At 71.1% G+C, this 16,376-nt stretch carries 18 protein-coding genes; 9 read left to right on the forward strand and 9 right to left on the reverse strand.

Going from position 1 to position 16,376, the window contains the following annotated elements; translation table 11 throughout:
- Nucleotides 1-66: 66 nt before the first annotated feature.
- The 3 genes from AB0G01_RS21505 to AB0G01_RS21515 all read left to right on the forward strand — a co-directional run bounded on the left by AB0G01_RS21505 (nucleotide 67) and on the right by AB0G01_RS21515 (nucleotide 2,930).
- Complete coding sequence (locus tag AB0G01_RS21505) at nucleotides 67-576, forward strand: DUF2199 domain-containing protein (protein ID WP_360948092.1); 510 nt, start codon at nucleotides 67-69, stop codon at nucleotides 574-576.
- Between the two features lie 190 nt (nucleotides 577-766).
- Nucleotides 767-1,564, forward strand: coding sequence for an IclR family transcriptional regulator (locus tag AB0G01_RS21510; protein WP_360948094.1), 798 nt, complete (start codon nucleotides 767-769; stop codon nucleotides 1,562-1,564).
- A 1-nt stretch (nucleotide 1,565) separates the two neighbouring features.
- On the forward strand, nucleotides 1,566-2,930 hold the full coding sequence (locus AB0G01_RS21515; protein ID WP_360948096.1) for a hypothetical protein: 1,365 nt from the start codon (nucleotides 1,566-1,568) through the stop codon (nucleotides 2,928-2,930).
- A 227-nt stretch (nucleotides 2,931-3,157) separates the two neighbouring features.
- Here AB0G01_RS21515 and AB0G01_RS21520 read toward each other — a convergent pair whose 3' ends face one another.
- The gene (locus AB0G01_RS21520) at nucleotides 3,158-3,700 is read right to left on the reverse strand and encodes a snapalysin family zinc-dependent metalloprotease (RefSeq protein ID WP_360948098.1); all 543 of its coding nucleotides are present in this window, start codon (nucleotides 3,698-3,700) and stop codon (nucleotides 3,158-3,160) included.
- 313 nt (nucleotides 3,701-4,013) lie between these two features.
- On the opposite strand from AB0G01_RS21520, the gene AB0G01_RS21525 reads away from it, so the two are divergent.
- Nucleotides 4,014-4,904 carry a hypothetical protein gene (locus tag AB0G01_RS21525; protein WP_360948100.1) on the forward strand — a complete coding sequence of 297 codons (891 nt, stop codon included), beginning with the start codon at nucleotides 4,014-4,016 and terminating at the stop codon, nucleotides 4,902-4,904.
- A gap of 126 nt (nucleotides 4,905-5,030) precedes the next feature.
- On the opposite strand, the gene AB0G01_RS21530 is transcribed toward AB0G01_RS21525, so the two are convergent.
- Nucleotides 5,031-5,960 carry a hypothetical protein gene (locus AB0G01_RS21530; protein ID WP_360948102.1) on the reverse strand — a complete coding sequence of 310 codons (930 nt, stop codon included), beginning with the start codon at nucleotides 5,958-5,960 and terminating at the stop codon, nucleotides 5,031-5,033.
- A gap of 548 nt (nucleotides 5,961-6,508) precedes the next feature.
- Nucleotides 6,509-7,660 carry an acyltransferase gene (locus AB0G01_RS21535; RefSeq protein WP_360948104.1) on the reverse strand — a complete coding sequence of 384 codons (1,152 nt, stop codon included), beginning with the start codon at nucleotides 7,658-7,660 and terminating at the stop codon, nucleotides 6,509-6,511.
- A gap of 156 nt (nucleotides 7,661-7,816) precedes the next feature.
- Here AB0G01_RS21535 and AB0G01_RS21540 point away from each other — a divergent pair, with 156 nt between their 5' ends.
- The 4 genes from AB0G01_RS21540 to AB0G01_RS21555 all read left to right on the forward strand — a co-directional run bounded on the left by AB0G01_RS21540 (nucleotide 7,817) and on the right by AB0G01_RS21555 (nucleotide 11,053).
- Entirely contained in the window at nucleotides 7,817-8,908 is a 1,092-nt protein-coding gene (locus tag AB0G01_RS21540) for a glycosyltransferase family 2 protein (RefSeq protein WP_360948106.1), read from the forward strand.
- Nucleotides 8,905-9,315: a GtrA family protein gene (locus tag AB0G01_RS21545; protein ID WP_360948108.1), complete on the forward strand. Its 411-nt coding sequence runs from the start codon at nucleotides 8,905-8,907 to the stop codon at nucleotides 9,313-9,315. Before AB0G01_RS21540 ends, AB0G01_RS21545 begins: the two co-directional genes overlap by 4 nt.
- Nucleotides 9,315-10,571, forward strand: a complete 1,257-nt coding sequence (locus AB0G01_RS21550; protein WP_360948110.1) for a mannosyltransferase family protein — start codon at nucleotides 9,315-9,317, stop codon at nucleotides 10,569-10,571. The genes AB0G01_RS21545 and AB0G01_RS21550 overlap by 1 nt, the downstream gene beginning before the upstream one ends.
- 104 nt (nucleotides 10,572-10,675) lie before the next feature.
- A complete protein-coding gene (locus tag AB0G01_RS21555; RefSeq protein WP_360948112.1) occupies nucleotides 10,676-11,053 on the forward strand; it encodes a hypothetical protein in 378 nt (125 codons plus the stop codon).
- 118 nt (nucleotides 11,054-11,171) lie between these two features.
- Here the strand turns inward: AB0G01_RS21555 and AB0G01_RS21560 are convergent, their stop codons facing one another.
- The 6 genes from AB0G01_RS21560 to AB0G01_RS21585 form a co-directional block, all read right to left on the reverse strand.
- On the reverse strand, nucleotides 11,172-11,762 hold the full coding sequence (locus AB0G01_RS21560; protein ID WP_360948114.1) for a hypothetical protein: 591 nt from the start codon (nucleotides 11,760-11,762) through the stop codon (nucleotides 11,172-11,174).
- Between the two features lie 23 nt (nucleotides 11,763-11,785).
- Nucleotides 11,786-12,439, reverse strand: a complete 654-nt coding sequence (locus AB0G01_RS21565) for a response regulator transcription factor (protein ID WP_360948116.1) — start codon at nucleotides 12,437-12,439, stop codon at nucleotides 11,786-11,788.
- A 21-nt stretch (nucleotides 12,440-12,460) separates the two neighbouring features.
- Nucleotides 12,461-13,963, reverse strand: coding sequence for a histidine kinase (locus tag AB0G01_RS21570; RefSeq protein WP_360948118.1), 1,503 nt, complete (start codon nucleotides 13,961-13,963; stop codon nucleotides 12,461-12,463).
- A gap of 8 nt (nucleotides 13,964-13,971) precedes the next feature.
- On the reverse strand, nucleotides 13,972-14,604 hold the full coding sequence (locus AB0G01_RS21575; RefSeq protein WP_360948120.1) for a phosphatase PAP2 family protein: 633 nt from the start codon (nucleotides 14,602-14,604) through the stop codon (nucleotides 13,972-13,974).
- A gap of 84 nt (nucleotides 14,605-14,688) precedes the next feature.
- Complete coding sequence (locus tag AB0G01_RS21580) at nucleotides 14,689-15,369, reverse strand: hypothetical protein (RefSeq protein ID WP_360948122.1); 681 nt, start codon at nucleotides 15,367-15,369, stop codon at nucleotides 14,689-14,691.
- A 49-nt stretch (nucleotides 15,370-15,418) separates the two neighbouring features.
- Nucleotides 15,419-16,042 carry an MFS transporter gene (locus AB0G01_RS21585; protein WP_360948124.1) on the reverse strand — a complete coding sequence of 208 codons (624 nt, stop codon included), beginning with the start codon at nucleotides 16,040-16,042 and terminating at the stop codon, nucleotides 15,419-15,421.
- A 125-nt stretch (nucleotides 16,043-16,167) separates the two neighbouring features.
- On the opposite strand from AB0G01_RS21585, the gene AB0G01_RS21590 reads away from it, so the two are divergent.
- Nucleotides 16,168-16,376: transposase (locus AB0G01_RS21590; RefSeq protein WP_360948126.1), on the forward strand; the 209-nt coding region annotated here is incomplete at its 3' end.

The following is a 16,376-nucleotide window of genomic DNA, read 5'->3' on the forward strand; positions in this document are numbered from 1 at the left end:
TCGATCCGAGGAGACCCCGACCGCCCCGTCCTCTACGTGACCGGACCGCGCACTACGATGTGGATCATGCCCGAGACCGGTTTCCTCTGCGCGTGCTGCGACCAGCGGCACGACGAGCTCCCCTTCGCCTACGGGACGCCCGCACCCGCCTACTGGACCCCGGACGTGGAGGAGATCGCGGACAGCGTCCTCGGCGAGGAGCAGTGCGTGGTCGGTGGTGAGCACTTCTTCGTCCGGGCCCGCCTGGTGCTGCCCGTGGTGGACGACGAGACGGACTTCGAGTGGGGCGTGTGGGTGTCGCTGAGCAAGGACAACTTCGCGCGCGCCTCGAAGCTGTGGGACGACCCCGCTCGGGTGGACGAGCCGCCGTACTTCGGCTGGCTGTCCACGGTGCTGCCGATCTACGAACCGACGACGGTGAACCTGAAGACGTACGTGCACAGCGAGCCGGTCGGCACCCGGCCCACGGTCGAGTTGGAGCCCACCGACCACCCGCTGGCCGTCGAGCAGCGCACCGGCATCACGCGCGACCGCGTGCGGGCCATCGCGGAACTGCTCCTGCACCCCGAGGGCTGAGCGTCCGCAAAAATGTGGTCCCGTCGGCTTCCGGCAATCGGAAGCGCCACCCCGATCGAGCGGATGACGGCTTTCTGACCACCCGATTCGGTGTTGTTCGCGCAAGGACTTCCGTTTAACGGAAGTGAGTCCTTTACCGCCGCACGACCCCGCGAGGATGCTCCTACCCGCCACGGAGGCGGGAGGACGGATGGCACAGGGGAACGGGCGGTCGGCCACGTCACGTGCGCTGGACCTGCTGGGGGCGTTCGACGTCAGGCACCCCACGCTGACGCTGACCGAGCTGGCGGCGCGCTGCGCGATGCCGCTGGCCACGGCGCACCGGCTGGTCGCGGCGCTGGAGGCGTGGGGAGCGCTGGAGCGCAACGCGGACAACCGCTACCAGATCGGCACCCGGCTGTGGGAGATCGGTCTGCTGTCGCCGGTCCCGCGCCGGCTGCGCGAGATCGCGCTGCCGTTCATGCAGGACCTGTACGAGAAGAGCAAGGAGAACATCCACTTCGCGGTGCGCGACGGCCACGACACGCTCTACGTCGCCAAGCTCACCGGGCACCGGGCGGTGCCGATAATCTCGCGCGAGGGCAACCGGCTGCCGATGCACTCGACCGGCGTCGGCAAGGCGCTGCTCGCCTTCTCCAGCACGGAGTTCATCGACACCTACTGCGCCCGCCCGCTGGTCCGCTGCACCCGGCACACGATCGTCGAACCGGGCCGGCTGCGCCGTGAACTGGCCGCGACGCGCGATCGCGGCTACGCGCTGACCAGCGAGGAGATGACCCTCGGCTCGTGCTCGGTCGCGGTGCCGGTGTTCGACGCGCGGGACGAGGTCGCGGCCAGCCTGGGACTGGTGGTGCACAGCGTGCGGGAGAACCTCGCCAAGTACGTGCCGGACCTCAAGGCGGAGGCGGCGAAGATCGCCAAGGTCATGGTCGAACACCACTGCGACCCCTACCCCGGGTTCGTGCACGACCTGCCGAGGGGAGGCTGAGATGATCTGGGCCCAGTTGGTCCTGCCGATCGTGAGCGGTGTGGCGGTGGCCGGGATCGTCGCCGTGCTGCGTGCCGCGACGAACCGCCGAAAGGTGCCGAACGCGTTGTCGCACAAGGTTTCCCGCCGACACTACCTGGCCGCCGTGCTGGCCATGTCGCAGCACGTGGACGTGCACCGCCTCGACGCGTTCGTGCCGCACCTGCAACCGGCCGGCGGCAACCCGGTGCTCCGCGACATCCAGGCCGCGTGGCAGCGCGTCAACGCCGAGCACGGCGTGCGGCTGGTGACGCGGGAGAGCCGCGAGTGCCTGACGGCGGCGGCGGAACTGCTCAGCCGGGGCATCGACATCCGGGTGGCGAACGCGCTCAACACCGACGAGCTGTCCTACCACGTGTTCACCGGCGTCGTGCACCACACCGTGCTCAACCACCGCGACGGCACCCGTGACCGCCCCAACCGGCTGGACGGCATGTCCCCGGCGAAGGTGTTCCAGACCCACTTCGAGCAGGTGTGGGACCAGTCGCTGCCGCTGGAGTCGGTGCTGGCCGACGAGGTGCTGCGCGGCGTGCGCCGCCGGGGCGACCGCGCCGAACTCGCCGAGCAGCTCCGGTACCTGCGCTCGAAGTACGCGCTCGACGCGGTCGCGGTGAACGCGGTGGTGCGGCACCTGGCCTTCCGCGACGCCGCGCCCGTGGTGTTCGTGACCGGGCTGCCCGGTGCCGGGAAGTCGTTGGTGCGCAAGCGGTTGACCGCGAAGCTCACCGAGCTGCGGTTCCAGGTGGACGAGCTGAGCGACTACGTCTACGCGTTCCACGACTTCGTGCACAACGTGCTGCTGCTCGACGACGAGCGCGGGCACGGCTTCACCGCCGACGCGGGCGGCGCGTTCCGGGTGGCCAGCGAGGAGAACTTGCGACCGGCCCTGGACGCGCTGGCGCAGCGGGTGTGGCGCAACATCTCCACGTCGTCGATCACCCTGGTCGAGTTCGCCCGCTCGGACGTGGTCAAGGCGCTCAACGTCTTCGGCGAGTCGGTGCTGTCGTCCTGCCACCTGATCCACGTGCAGGCGTCCACGGAGGTGCGCACGAACCGGCTCGGCGCGCGGGCCCAGCCCCCGCGCGTCCACATCACCGAACCGGACATCACCATCACCGTGTCCGACGACCACCGGCTGCCCAGCGTGGTGGCCAACTCGCTCTACCTGGCGGACGACTTCGGCAGGCTGCGGGCCCACGACAGCGTGGCGGGCCGGGTGCACGCGATAGACAACGAGCTCGACGACCCGACGTGCGCGAAGGTCGACGGCGAGCTGGACGGGTTCATCGAGGACATCGTTCGGCCGTACCGGGCGCTGGCCGCCTGAGCGGAACGCGGTGCGGCACGACCCGCCGCGACGGTCCGGTGCGCGAGGACTACTTGCCGCTGCTCGACGCGGGCGTGGAGGCGATCACGCTCCACACCGCCGAGGTGAGGCGCACGGCCCCGTCGGGGAGGTGCGGGTGGACGGCCGCGATACCGCCCACCCGCACACCGGCGAGGGTGTACCCCTCAGCCCGCCCGGCCCACCCTGCGGTTACCGGGACAGCCGCGTCACGCCGCGACGAGCGCTTCGGCCGGTGCCGGCCACGAGTCCACGGCCCACTCGATCGGACCGCCCACCTCGGCGCGGAACCCGCCGGCGAAGCTCTGGTTCACCCAGTTCGCCTCGGACGCGCTGGGGTTGGGGTTGCGGCACTGCGTGCCCGCGCTGCCACCGGACATCAGGATGTTGCAGTCGCGGTTGTAGTTGTCGCGCAACCCGAGCGAGTGGCCCATCTCGTGGGCGACCACGCGCAGCGGCGAGTAGCCCTGGTTGATCTGCTGGCGGTCCAGGATGATCCAGCCCGACCCGTGGCCGATGGAGGCGCGCGAGCCGCCGCCGCTGGTGACCGAGATGCGGATGTTGCCGTTGCTCGCGACCTGGCTCATCCGGATGTTGGGCACCTGGCTGTTCCAGATCTGGATCGCCTGCGGCACGTAGGAGGCGTACTCACCGCCACCGCTGACCGTGATCGTGCGGGCCTGGATCGAGACCGGGGCGGCGGCGGCCGGCGCGGACAGCGCGAGCGCCGACAGGGCGACACCGGTGGCCACGGCGAGAATTCTGCGAAGCAATTGTCAACTCCGTTCTGACAGGGGAGAAGTCGACCCGCAGGGGCGAATTCCCGGGCGGCGCGGGGAGAGTGCGGTTCGCCGACCGGGAAGCAGGACAGCTTCACCGTACTGGGCGGGAATCGCTCCACAAGGGGAACCGGTGTCGGCGCGGCCATTCCCCGTACGGCCGGTCGGGCGGTGATCCGAGAAGCGCCGGTGGGATAGGATTTCCAGGCGTCGCCGGGCTCGACCCTGGAAAAACCCTGTAATTCCGGGTGCGGCCCGGTGCCACGGGCGCGGTCGGAGGGGTGGCATGGGAGGCAACGCCGGGACGACGTTCGGCGGTGCTCTGCGGGCCGCCATCCGGAGCAGCGGATTGACGTTGCAGGCGGTGCGGGCGCGATTGGCCCGGCGCGGCACGCACGTCTCCGTCGCGGCGCTGAGCAGCTGGCAGTCCGGCACCAACCGACCGGAGCGCCCCGGTTCGCTGCGCGCGGTCACCGAGTTGGAGGTGCTGCTCGGACTGCCCGCCGGCGCGCTGATCACCCTGCTCGGCCCGCGTCGCCCGCGCGGTCGGCACACCAGCGGTCACCCCCGCTCGGACGTGCTGCCGCAACCGGACGCGGTGGCCGATCTCGTGGACCAGATCAGCCCGGAGAAGTTCGACGGGATACGCCTGCTGTACGTGGAGGAGCACGTCCGGGTCAACCCGGACCGGACGTTGCGCGAGGTCCGCACCCGCTCGGTCGCGGAAGCCGTGCGGGACGGCGTGAGCCGGTGCTTCGCGGTGAACTTCGCGGACTCGGCGGACGACCTCGACCTGGTCCGCACCGAGGCCGTCGAGCGCTGTCGGCTGGGGCGGGTGCGCCGCGACCACGACCGCCGGGTGGTCGGCGCGGAACTGCTGCTGGAACGCTCGTACCGGTCCGGCGAGGTGTTCTCCATCGAGTACCGGTCGATCATGGGCCAGCCGGTGTTCGACCGCGAGTACTTCCGCGCGTTCACCACGCCGGTGGCGCTCTACGTGCTCCAGGTGAGCTTCGACCAGGCCATGCTGCCCGTCCGCTGCCACCGGTTCGAGGCCCCGACCTGCTCGCAGCCGCGAGCGGACCGGGAGATCGGCCTGGTGGACCGCAGCAGCGCGATGGTGGCCGCGCAGGACGTGAAATCCGGTATGTACGGTGTCCGGTGGGAGTGGACCTGAGCACTCCCACCGGGCCGGTGAGCCGCTGCTTCGACCGCCGGTGACGGGGTCGCCCGGTCTCCCGCGCGGCGGGCGCGGCGGAGCGCTCGGCACCGGGCCGGTACCGAGCGCTCCACAGTGGACTGACTAGAGCGTGCAGTGCCTCTGCGTGTCCACGCGGACCCGCTTGCCGGTGAACTCCTCCAGGACGGAGATGTTCTCGGGCGCGTAGTTGGTCGCGGTGACGCGGTCGGCGTTCGGGCCGCCCAGCTTGCCGGTGTACGGCGCGGACTTGTCCAGCCAGTAGGCCGTGCGCAGGAACTGGGTCAGGACCAGGTCCCGCAACTTGGGCTCGTTCTTGATCTTCGCCCAGTACGCGGGGTGCTCGTCCTTGGCCACCCTCAGGTACAGCAGCAGGTAGCGCAGGTTGGTCGCCGCGATGTCCCGGGCGTTGCTCGCCCCGACGCCCTTGATGAACTCCTGGAGCACGGTCACCGCCGGCAGACCGGTCAGGCCCGCGTTGAGCTCCGCCAGCACGCCCTGGAGGTGGTAGTCGCCCTGCGTCCGGTCGCGCAGGTAGATGCCGTCCATCGAGTCGGAGTACCGGTCCCGGATGAGCGGCAGGATCTCCTTGCGGGCGAACCCGTCGTGCAGCGGCACGGCGGTGGCCTGCCGGGAGGCGGTGATCCACGCGGCGGTGTGCACGTTCCACCTCGTCCGCGCCGGGTCGAGGTCCCACATGTGGGTTTCCTCGTGGATCGCGACCATCATCGACTCGGCGAACGCGTCGAAGCCGGACTTGTTCACGAACTGGTTCCAGTACTTGTCCTTGGCCTGCGCGATCGCCAGCGCCTCCCCGCTGGGCCAGCGCCGCTTGTACACGGCCTGGAGGGTCTGCATCCAGTTCGCGGCGGTGAACGACGCCTTCAGGTCGCTCACGTTCGCCGTCGGCTGTGACGGTTCGTCGTAGCAGTAGGGTTCGGCGGCGGCGGTGGGCACGGCGGCGGTGGCGGTGCCCGGACCCAGGGTCAGGGCGAGCAGCACGACCACCAGGCGCAGACTGCGTGGGGAACTCACGGGACCTCGTTTCGGAGCGGACGCGCGGGGTCATGGCAGGGCCGCGCGCCGCTCGTGCTCGTCGTCATCGCGGAAGGTACCGACGAGAGGGCCCGCTCCCCCACTCCCAGATCCCCATAACACCCGGGCGGGCGGTCCCGCTGTCGGCACCCGGCGGTCGGCCAGGACCGGCCACCCGATCAGCCGGCCGGCGGCGCGAGTTCGGCGCACGCCACACCCGTGCCCCGGTCGTGGTGCGGGTGCACCGACAGGATCACCGATCCCGCGCCGGTCCAGGTGGCCGGCGACGGTCAGGACCAGGTCGTGCGGCTCGGCGCGGGCAGACCAGACCGGCCGGCGACTCCTCGGACAACCCGAGGAGGGGTGAGAGGTGGGTCACATGCCGCCCGGACTCCTCCGGACGCGGATCGCGGCCGGCGAGTGGCCGGCGGGCACCAGGCACCAGGCACCAGGCTCCCGGCGGAGACGGCGCTGGTCGACGCCGTAGCCGCCCGCGCGTCCGGTGACCGGTCGTTGCCGGACGTCCCGGGCAGCGGCGCTCCGGCCGCTCAGGCGGTGGAGGGCACCTGGGCGGGCGCGGGCAGCGGTTCCGCCGGCGGCCCCGGCTGGGGCTTGTAGCGCTTGACGATCTTGCGCCCCAGCGAGATCGCGGGCTGCTCGAACCACCGGTAGACCAGGTCCGCCATCAGCAGCGAGACGACGACCACCACGATCGCCGTCGACGTGCCGTTCACCGCGAACCTCGGGATGGCCAGCACGACGATGAAGTGCGCCACGCCCTGGATGAGGTACAGCGAGTACGACCGGTCGCCCACGAACCGCATCGGCGCGGTCGACAGCAGCCACCGCACCGGGCCGCGCGACACCAGCACCACGAGCAGCAGCGCCACCAGCACCGCGTAGCCGAGCAGCAGCCACAGGTTGTTGCGGGTGCTCGCCCACAGGTCGGTCATGTTCACGTGCAGCAGCAGGAAGCCGCCCACCACCGGGATCGCCGCGAGCGGGTGCGTCAGGGGCGCGACCAGCGCGAACGTCCGTTCGTTGTGCATCAGGACGGCGAGCAGCGCACCCAGCAGCAGGATCGCGTAGTGGACGGTCGACTCGTAGAGCAGCGTCAGCGAGTAGTCCATGATCCACCCGCCGGTGAACGGGATCAGCAGCACCATCGCGGCCAGCGCGGCGACCGCCACCGCGATCCGGCGCTTCACCGCCGCCACCCCGACCACGACGATCAGCACGGGCCAGAACAGGTAGAACTTCTCCTCGATGCCCAGCGTCCAGGAACCGCTGAAGAAGTTGTTCGGCCCGGTCGGGTTCGCCTCGGGCAGGAACTCGTTGAAGAACGTCAGGTAGTACGGCAGCGCGGTCGGGAATTCACGGCTGTAGAACTCGCCGCGCAGCGCGCAGAACAGCACGATGAACCCGAGGATCACCAGGTACGGAGGCAGGATTCGGAACACCCGCCGGATGTAGAAAGACTTCAGCGAGATGCGCCCGGCCGACGACTGCTCGCGCAGCAGCAGCGTCGTGATCAGGAACCCGGACAGCACGAAGAAGATGTAGACGCCGACCCACCCGGACACCCACGTCCACCGGGGTCCGGCGAAGTGGGACACCACCACGATCACCGCCGCGACCGCGCGCAGCCCGTCGAGCGCGGGGAACCTGCGCATGGCCATGAACTCGGTATGGGTCAGCACGCGGAACAGCCCTCTCCCCTACACCTTTGACGAGCCGGCACACGGTACCCGACGGCCGCAAGCCCGTTCCGACTGCGTATAGTGCCGCCGGAATCCCCATGGCCGCATCCGGCCGGGCGTTCCCTTGTCGCGAACACGTTAAAGGACGGTTGGCCTGTGAGCTCCGAGGCGCACCCCGACGGGACGAAGCGGACCATCACCTACGTCTTCCCGATCTACAACGAGGCCGGGAACATCGAGCTGCTGCACCGGACCGTGTCCGGCATCACGGACGAGCTGGCCGACCGGTACCACGTGAACTTCATCTACGTGGACGACGGGAGCAAGGACGACTCGCTGGCCCGCCTGCGCGAGCTGGCCGACGCGGACGACCGGGTCACCGTGATCGAGCTGGCCCGCAACTTCGGCCACCAGCTCGCGGTCACCGCCGGCCTGGACCTGGCCGACGCGGACGCCGTGGTCATCATGGACAGCGACATGCAGGACCCGCCACGGGTCAGCCTGGAGCTGATCGAGAAGTGGGAGCAGGGCTACGAGGTCGTCTACGCCCAGCGCCGCTCCCGTCAGGACAGTGCCTTCAAGAAGGTCACCGCCGGGGCGTTCTACTGGTTCCTGCGCAAGGTCGCCTCGATCGACATCCCGCGCAACACCGGCGACTTCCGGCTGATCGACCGCAAGGTCGTGGACGAGCTGCGCAAGTACCGCGAGCGGGACCGCTTCCTGCGCGGCCTGGTGAGCTACATCGGCTTCCGGCAGACCGGCGTGCTGTTCGACCGCGACGAGCGGCACGCGGGCGTCACCGGCTACCCGCTGAGCAAGATGCTGCGCTTCGCCGCGGACGGCATCCTCGGCTTCTCGGTCGCCCCCCTGAGGCTGATCAGCCGGCTGGGCTACGTGATCTCGTTCCTGAGCTTCCTGGGCATCCTCTACGTGGGCGCGGTGCGGCTGTTCGCGCCGGAGACCGCCGTGCCCGGCTGGGCGTTCATCACCATCGGCATGTTCTTCCTGGGCGGCATCCAGATCACCATGCTGGGCGTGCTGGGCAGCTACATCGGCCGCACGTACGCGCAGGTCCAGGCACGGCCGCTGTACGCGGTCGGGTCGGTGCACACCGGTGCCCGGAAGACCGCCACCCAGCCCGCCGCCGGCCGGACTGCCGCCGGCACGCCGACCGCTACGCAGCCCGCCGCCACCGAACCGACCGCCGCCCAGCCGACCGCGCCGGCGGCGGAAAGCCTCATGTCGTGAAGCCCGAGCTCGCGACCAAGATCCGGTTCGGCCTGGTCGGCATCGCCAACACGGCGGTCGACCTCGTCGCGTACACCCTGCTGTCGCTGGCGGGCGTGCCGATGTTCGTGGCCAACCTGGTGTCCACGTCGGCGGGCATGGTGTGCAGCTTCACCCTGAACCGCTCGTTCACCTTCCGCGCCCGGGGCGGTGACGTGCGCACCCAGCTCCTGCTGTTCGCGCTGGTCACGGCCGTGGGGTTGTGGGTGGTGCAACCGATCGTGATCAGCCTGACCGGCGGTCTGTTCGCCGGCACCCCCGAGGTGGTGGCGGTCGTCGGGCCGAAGCTGATCGCGCTGGCCTTCACCCTCGTGTGGAACTACGTCCTGTACAGCAAGCTCGTCTTCAGACCGAAGGAAGCCGTCTGATGACGGATGTGATGACGCCGGCCGTCGCAGCGCCGGAAGACCGCCCCGCCCGCACCGGGTCCCGTTGGCGCGCGTTCGCCGCGTCGGACTGGGGGCGCACGTTCGCACTGGTGTTCGCCTGGCACGCGGCGCTCACGGCGGTGGCCGTGCTGTTCCAGGGCTCCCTGCCGGTCGGCGAGGGCTACCCGGTCGAGGTGCTCGGCCCGGACGCGACCCTGCTGTCCCACACCTACCGCTGGGACGCGGAGAACTTCCACAACATCACCATGGGCGGCTACGGCAACGAGGCCACGCCGTGGGTGCACGCGTTCTACCCGTTCTTCCCGTTCTGCCTGTGGCTCGTCCAGACGGTCACCTTCGGCAAGCTGGGCTTCCTCGGTGTCGGAATCGTCGTCAACGGGCTCGCCTCGTGGTTCGCGGCGACCGCGCTGCTGAAGATCGCGCGGCACTTCACCACCGGCGAGCGGGCCGCCTGGCTGACCGTGGCGGCGTTCCTCACCGCGCCCACGGCGTTCTTCATGCACGCCTACTACAGCGAGGCGGTGTTCTGCGCGCTGGGGTTCTGGGCGTTCCTGTTCGCGCTGCGCCGCCAGTGGGTGTGGATGGGCCTGCTGCTGATCCCGCTGACGGCCACCCGGATCACCGCCGCGCTGTTCGTCGGCCTGTGCTTCCTGGAGTTCTTCCGCAGCAAGGACTGGAAGCCGCGCGGGCTGCTGTCGTGGCACCTGCTGTGGTTCCCGGCGGCCGGGCTGGGCGTGGTGGCCTACGCCGTGGTGCTGAAGGTCGTGGACGGCGACGCGCTGGCCATGTTCCACGCCTACGACACGGTGACCACCTGGGGTTACCACCAGGCCGATCCGAACATCTTCGGCACGGTGTACCGCGAACTCGTGGCGTCGTGGGACGCGCTGGCGAGCGGCCGGCCGACCAACTGGCAGGTGCTCAGCCACCTGCTGCCCACGGTCGGGTTGATCGTGCTGCTGGCGTCCTCGGTGTACGCGTTCGTGGCGCTGCGCAAGGACGGCATCCCGCTGGCCGCCTTCGGTCTGGCGTCGTTCGTGATGTTCACGCTGAACAGCAACGTCGTCTCGGTGCACCGGTACTTGTTGCCGTGCCTGGTGATCTACGTGGTGATGGTGCTCGCGGCGCAGCGTCGACCCGCCCTGTGGCCGGTGCTCCACGGCTGGCTGTACCTGTCGACGCTCGTGCAGTCGGCGATCTTCCTGCTGTTCGTGTCAGGCAACTGGGCGGGCTGAGCGAGTCCCCTCGCCGACCGCGTGCGGCCGGTCCTCGCGGTGGGCATCAGGCCGACCGGCCTGCGGGTTTCGACGTGCAACGGGGTGTCGGCGTGGAGTTGACCATGAGGTGTCGGCTGGGCGGTCCCGAACGGTCGCCCGCCGACCCGGTGTACTTGCGACGGGCACTGGTGTCCGCCCTCGCGCCGGTCTCGGTGGACGGGCTCGACGCGCTCGACGTGTTCCTCACGGTGGGCGGCTCGATCACGTCCGGCGAAGGGCACGGGGGTGTGCACAACCTGAGGTATTCGGGCGCGCGCAAGCGGATCACGGTCAACGTCGTCGTGCCGGCTTCGGAGGTCGCGGCGGGGTCGGTCGTGGAGGCGGTCGGTCCGCACCTCGCGGAGCTCGCCCGGCGGGTCGCCAAGCGGTGTGCGCCGGGCCGGGAGGACGAGTTGGCCGCGGTGTTCGCCGAGGCGCTGCGGATCATCACGGGGGCTTAGCGCGTTTCAGGTGCGGCGTGGCCGGGTGTTGATGGCGGCGACGTCGACGGTGTGTTGCCTGAGCGGGTTGATGCCGCTACGGGTAACCGGCCCGCGTCCGCCACATCCGGAACACGCGTTAGAAGTCCAGGAAGCCGGGGACGACCGTCACCGCGTGACCGTGCTCGTCCAGTGCCCCGTAGAAGTAGACCGCGCCGTAGCCGAACGGGTAGTCGCCGAACAGGAACTCTCCCGCCGGGTGGTCGCCGTGTGGCAGGCCGTCGTCGTCGATCTGGAACAGGAAGCGGTAGCCGTCCGCTTCGACGGCTGCCGCGTAGGAGGGATCGCCCTGGATCAGCGCCGGCGTGTCGGCGATCCGGACGAACACCACGGCCTCGACCCCGTCCCGGACCTCGACCAGCGCCGCGCTGCCCAGTCCGGAGTGGACGCCCCGGACGTCCTGCCCGCGCGGCGACGGCGGGTGCAGCACGGCCTCCACGCCGATGCCGGGGTACTCGACGTCGTTGTCGGCGATGGTGAAACCCTTGCGCAGCAACACCGACACCTCACGACCGCCCGACCACGGCGCGGCGTCCGCGCCGAGCGTGAGCAGGTAGTCGTAGCGGTCGAGCAGATCACTTCCCCCGCCGAGGCACTCCGGTGCCCGGCCACCGACCCGCGAACCGGTCGGGGTGTCGTGCGCCGCCACGTCGAGAGCAACCAGGACCACGCCGGGAGCCTAACCCGCACGCTTCAGGCGGCCGGTGGGATGAGGCCGGCCTCATAGGCGATGATCGCCGCCTGGACCCGGTTGCGCACGTCCAGGTTGCGCAGGATGTTGCCCACGTGCACCTTCACGGTCCCCTCCACCACGTGCAGGCGGCCGGCGATCTCGGCGTTCGACAGGCCCGCCCCGACCAGGCCCAGCACCTCGCGTTCCCGCTCGGTCAGGTCGCCGACCCGGTCACCGGCCCGCAGCCGGGGGCCGTGCCCGGACAGGTGGTCGACCACGCGCTTCGCGACCAGCGGGGACAGGAACGCGGCACCGGACGCCACCGCGCGCACCCCCGCGATGATCTCGTGCGGGTCGCCGGTCTTGAGCACGAAGCCGCCGATGCCCTCGCCCAGCGCGCGCGAGATGTACAGGTCGTCGGCGAACGTGGTGAGGATCAGCGACGCGGTGCCGGTGCCCAGCCGGCGGATCTCCGCCGCCGCGTCGAGGCCGTCGAGGCCGGGCATCCGGATGTCCAGCACGGCCACGTCGGGGCGGTGCGCGAGAACCAGGTCGACCGCCGCGCGGCCGGTGCCCGCCTCGCCGACCACCTCCACGTCCTGCGCCGTCGCCAGCACCGCCCGCACCCCGACGCGCACGACCGCCTCGTCGTCCGCCAGCACCACCCTGATCACGGGTCGCATCATCGCCTCCGGTCACGGGTCGCGCGCGAGCAGGGCCTTGTCCGCCAGCCGGCCGTCCCGGAAGCACAGCCGGTACAGGTCCAGCCGCCGGACGTCGAACGGGTTGCGGTGGGTGCTGTAGTACCGGCAGGTCGTGCCGGCGGGCGGTGGTGGCGTGCGGCCGGGGTCGTCGACCCGGGTCCGGGGCGGCAGCACGGCGGCCACCTCGGACTCGGGCGCGCCGACCCGGAGGCGCTGGTAGTCCGCCGGGTCGAGCGCGGACGTCGCCGCGTCGAACACCAGGTAGCCCAGGACGGCGACCACGATCCCGCCCGCCACGGCGGAGGTCAGCAGCACGGTCCGCCGGGCGCTGCGCCGCACTCGCAGCTCCGCGCGGCGGCGGTGGGTGTCGGTGGCGGGCGCGTCGCGCAGGACCGGGGTGGCGGGCAGGCTCGCGCGCACCTCGAACCCGCCGCCGTCGAGCTCGCGCGCGGTGAACGCGCCGCCGACGAGCGCCACCCGCTCGGCCAGCCCGAGCAGGCCCTGGCCGCCGCCCGGTGCCGGCGACCGCCGGGCCGGGCCGGTGACCACGACGACCTCGACACCGCCGGCGCGGGCGAGGTCGACGGACACCGGCGCGCCGGGCGCGTGCTTGATCGCGTTGGTGATCGCCTCGGTGACCACGCGGTGCACCGTGTGCGCGATCACCGGGTCGACCGACCCGAGCTCGTCGCCGGTCGACTCGACCTCAAGACCGGAGAGCCTGGACCGGCCGACGATCTCGGCCACGGACTCGACGCGCTCCGGCTCCCCGGTGCGCAGCAGGCCCACGACGTCGGCCAGCCGCTCGGCGGCGGAGGTGACCGCCTCACGGGCCGCGCGGGCCGACGCGCGGTGCTCCGCGCCCAGGGCCGGCGCGAGCTCCAGCGCGCCGACCCGCAGCGCCGCCCGCGCCAGTTCGTGGCCCACCAGGTCGTGCATCTCGGCAGCGAGCCGGGCGCGTTCCCGGGCGCGGGCGCGGTCGGCCGCGCGGTCGGCCTCCCGTTCGAGCTGCTCGGCCCGTTCCCACCCGGCCCGGACCATCTCCAGGTACTGCCGGCGGTAGCGCCCGGCCGCCCACGGCACCGCCGCGAGGGCGGCCGTCCCGGACAGCGCCGCCAACGCCGTGTCCGCGCCGCCCACGACGACGACCGCGACCGTCACCGCGCCCGCGCCGAGCACCACCAGCGCCACGACGCCGCGCTCCCCGGCCGGGGCGTGCCGACCGGCCAGGAACGAGACCGCGACCAGGCCCACCGACAGAGCGCCCACGGCGACGGTGCTGTCCTCCGCGACGGTGCCGAAGAACGACACCTGCCACGTCACCCCGGCCGTCAGCAACGCCCCCACCGGCCACCGGCGGACCGCGGGCACCACGACGGCCAGGACCACGAGGTACGCCACCGCTTCCCACGGGGTCAACCGACCCGGCAGAGACGTGATCGCCGCCCACACCAGCGGTACCGCCGCCAACACCCACACGAGCACCCCGCGCACGACCGGCATCATCTCCCACCGAGCAGCACACCGCCGGAGGCGTGCCGCCGAATCCGGGCGACGACCGGGGCCACCGCCCGCGCGGCCGACGGCAGCACCAGCGCTACCACGGCTCCGCACAGCAGCCCGGCCACCACGTCGTGCGGGTAGTGCGCCCCGACGAACACCCGGGAGAACGCCGCCGCCACCGCCACCACGGCGGCGAGGACACCCCACCCCCGGCCGGACCACGCGACGGCGACGGCCGCCGCACCCGCGATCGCCGCGTGGTTGCTGGGGAAAGACCAGTCCCCCACCCCGGGGCACGCCACCACCGTGGCCACCTCGCCCAACACCCGGCAGGGCCGGTCCTCCTGCCACACCACCTTCGTCGTCTCGCTGATCGCGTACGCCAGCACGGTCACGACGGGTGCCAGCACCGCCCGCGCCATCACTTCCGCCGACGCCCGCCGCGCGCGCCACCACAGCACCAGGAACCCGATCGCGAACAGCACCAGCACCGCGTCGGTGAAGACCGCGCCGAACGCCCGCACGGGCTCCGGACTGGTCACGCCCAGCCGGGCGATGTCGAGGTACCACTCGGCGCTCACGTCGGGCACGTCGTCCACCGGGATCTGCGCCCCGGTCGGTAAACCTTCCATGAACACGAAGTTACCTAGATCATCTTCGGCGCGCCTCTGCCGAAGGTGAAGACCTCGCTCTGCCTTCCGGCAGGGATCAGGCGGTCACGCCTTCAGCAGCCTTTCCGCGGCGCGGGGCAGGAGTGCGTGCAGTTCGGCCAACGTCGCGTCGAACCCGGCGGTACTGGACACCGTCAGGCACGACACCAGGTTGCCGTACCCCATGAACCCGAGGCAGATCCAGTGCAGCCGCCCGTTCTGCATGAGTGCCAGGCAGCGGCCCAGGAACGCGTCGACGCCGTCGGGCCGGTTCACCGACACCGCTTGCACCACGCGGATCTCCAGGTCCTTCTCGGTCCACGTGGAGCAGTCGCGGGCCGCCGTGGCGAGTTGGTCGAGCACCTCCTCGCCGGTCGACTCGGCGAAGCCGATGACGTACTGGCGCAGGGTGAACGACTCGTTCCCCCACTTCCGGTACAGGCCAGGCCGGTAGCCGGACCCCGTGTCAGCGGTGAAATCGCACAGTTGCGGCATGCCCGACACGGCGTACCGCTGTTCGTTCGGCTCGGCCACGCCCCGGTCCGCCATGGCGTTCCGGGGGAACGTGGCGCGTTCGACCAGTTTGGGCAGCCGATCGGACAGCGAAGCCGTGGTCGTCGCCGTCGTCGCTGTCGCCGTGGTCGCCGACGTCACCGACGTCGCGGGCACGGCGACCGGCGCGGAGTCGCACGCCACCAAGGCGGCTGCCAGAACGCAGACCGCCACCACTCCCCCCAGGTTCTTCACACGGGCACTATCGCCGGTCGCACATCGGCGTTTCGCGGTATCGGCAAGATCACATCCCGCCCGGGTACCGCGTGGAGATGTCCCGGAGATCGCGGTGGCGGGTTTCCCCGGCCCACAGGAACGCGACCACGGTGCAGACGATCGTCGCGCACAGGAACAACGCGGCCGGGACCGTGGACGGGAAGCGGTGCAGCAGCGCCACACCCACCACCGGCGCGAGCGAACCGCCCACGATGGTCGCCGACTGCGCCCCGGTGATCAGTCCGTGCAGGGCCAGTCCGACCACGATCACGAACGTGACCACGGCGAACCGGCCGTCGTCCACCAACGGCAGGCCCACCAACGCCCACACCGCGATCAGCACCGCGACCACGATCGTGCACGGACGGCGGCCGAACCGGTCCGCGAGCAGCCCGCCCGTCGGGATCGCCACCACCTGGCAGACCGAGGCGATGATGACGGCGGACAGCACGGTGTTCTTGGGCAGGTGCACGATCTGCGTCAGGTAGGAGATCAGGAAGATGCTGAACGTGTAGTAAGTCGCCTTCCCCCCCACGTTCGCCAGCGCCGCGATGAGCACCGGCTTGCGGTGGTCGCGCAGCACGGTCTTGATCGGCGCACGGGTCCCGGACGCCGATTCGCGCGCGGCCAGGAACAGCGGCGACTCCTCCACTGCGTGCCGCAGCTAGCCCGTGTTTCAAAAGGTGAGGCGGCCGGCGGCGTGTCGGTGGCCGGAACGTGGCGAGGTCTCCGGTAAGTGGTTTAGCGACCAAGCAAAACCGTAGTACCGGAGACCTCGTGGCCAGCGTAGCGGCAGCGGGGCGGGCCGACCTGACCGACGCGCAATGGGCGAGACTGCAACCGCTGCTGCCCGTCGGACACAAACCGGGCCGCCCGCCCAAGTGGAGCAACCGGCAGTTGATCGACGGCATCCGCTGGCGCGTGCGGGTCGGCGCTCCGTGGCGCGACGTCCCACCCGTCTACGGGCCTTGGCAGACGGTGTACGG

Origin of the sequence: Actinosynnema sp. NPDC023587 (assembly GCF_040640215.1) — a bacterium.
Lineage (GTDB): Bacteria > Actinomycetota > Actinomycetes > Mycobacteriales > Pseudonocardiaceae > Actinosynnema.

What these genes read in the sequence shown, in the direction of transcription:
- AB0G01_RS21505 (WP_360948092.1), top strand. Translation starts at nt 67, where the DNA reads ATGCCCGAGACCGGTTTCCTCTGCGCGTGCTGCGACCAGCGGCACGAC.
- AB0G01_RS21555 (WP_360948112.1), top strand. Translation starts at nt 10,676, where the DNA reads ATGAGGTGTCGGCTGGGCGGTCCCGAACGGTCGCCCGCCGACCCGGTG.
- AB0G01_RS21525 (WP_360948100.1), top strand. Translation starts at nt 4,014, where the DNA reads ATGGGAGGCAACGCCGGGACGACGTTCGGCGGTGCTCTGCGGGCCGCC.
- AB0G01_RS21575 (WP_360948120.1), bottom strand. Translation starts at nt 14,604, where the DNA reads ATGGAAGGTTTACCGACCGGGGCGCAGATCCCGGTGGACGACGTGCCC.
- AB0G01_RS21515 (WP_360948096.1), top strand. Translation starts at nt 1,566, where the DNA reads ATGATCTGGGCCCAGTTGGTCCTGCCGATCGTGAGCGGTGTGGCGGTG.
- AB0G01_RS21550 (WP_360948110.1), top strand. Translation starts at nt 9,315, where the DNA reads ATGACGGATGTGATGACGCCGGCCGTCGCAGCGCCGGAAGACCGCCCC.
- AB0G01_RS21510 (WP_360948094.1), top strand. Translation starts at nt 767, where the DNA reads ATGGCACAGGGGAACGGGCGGTCGGCCACGTCACGTGCGCTGGACCTG.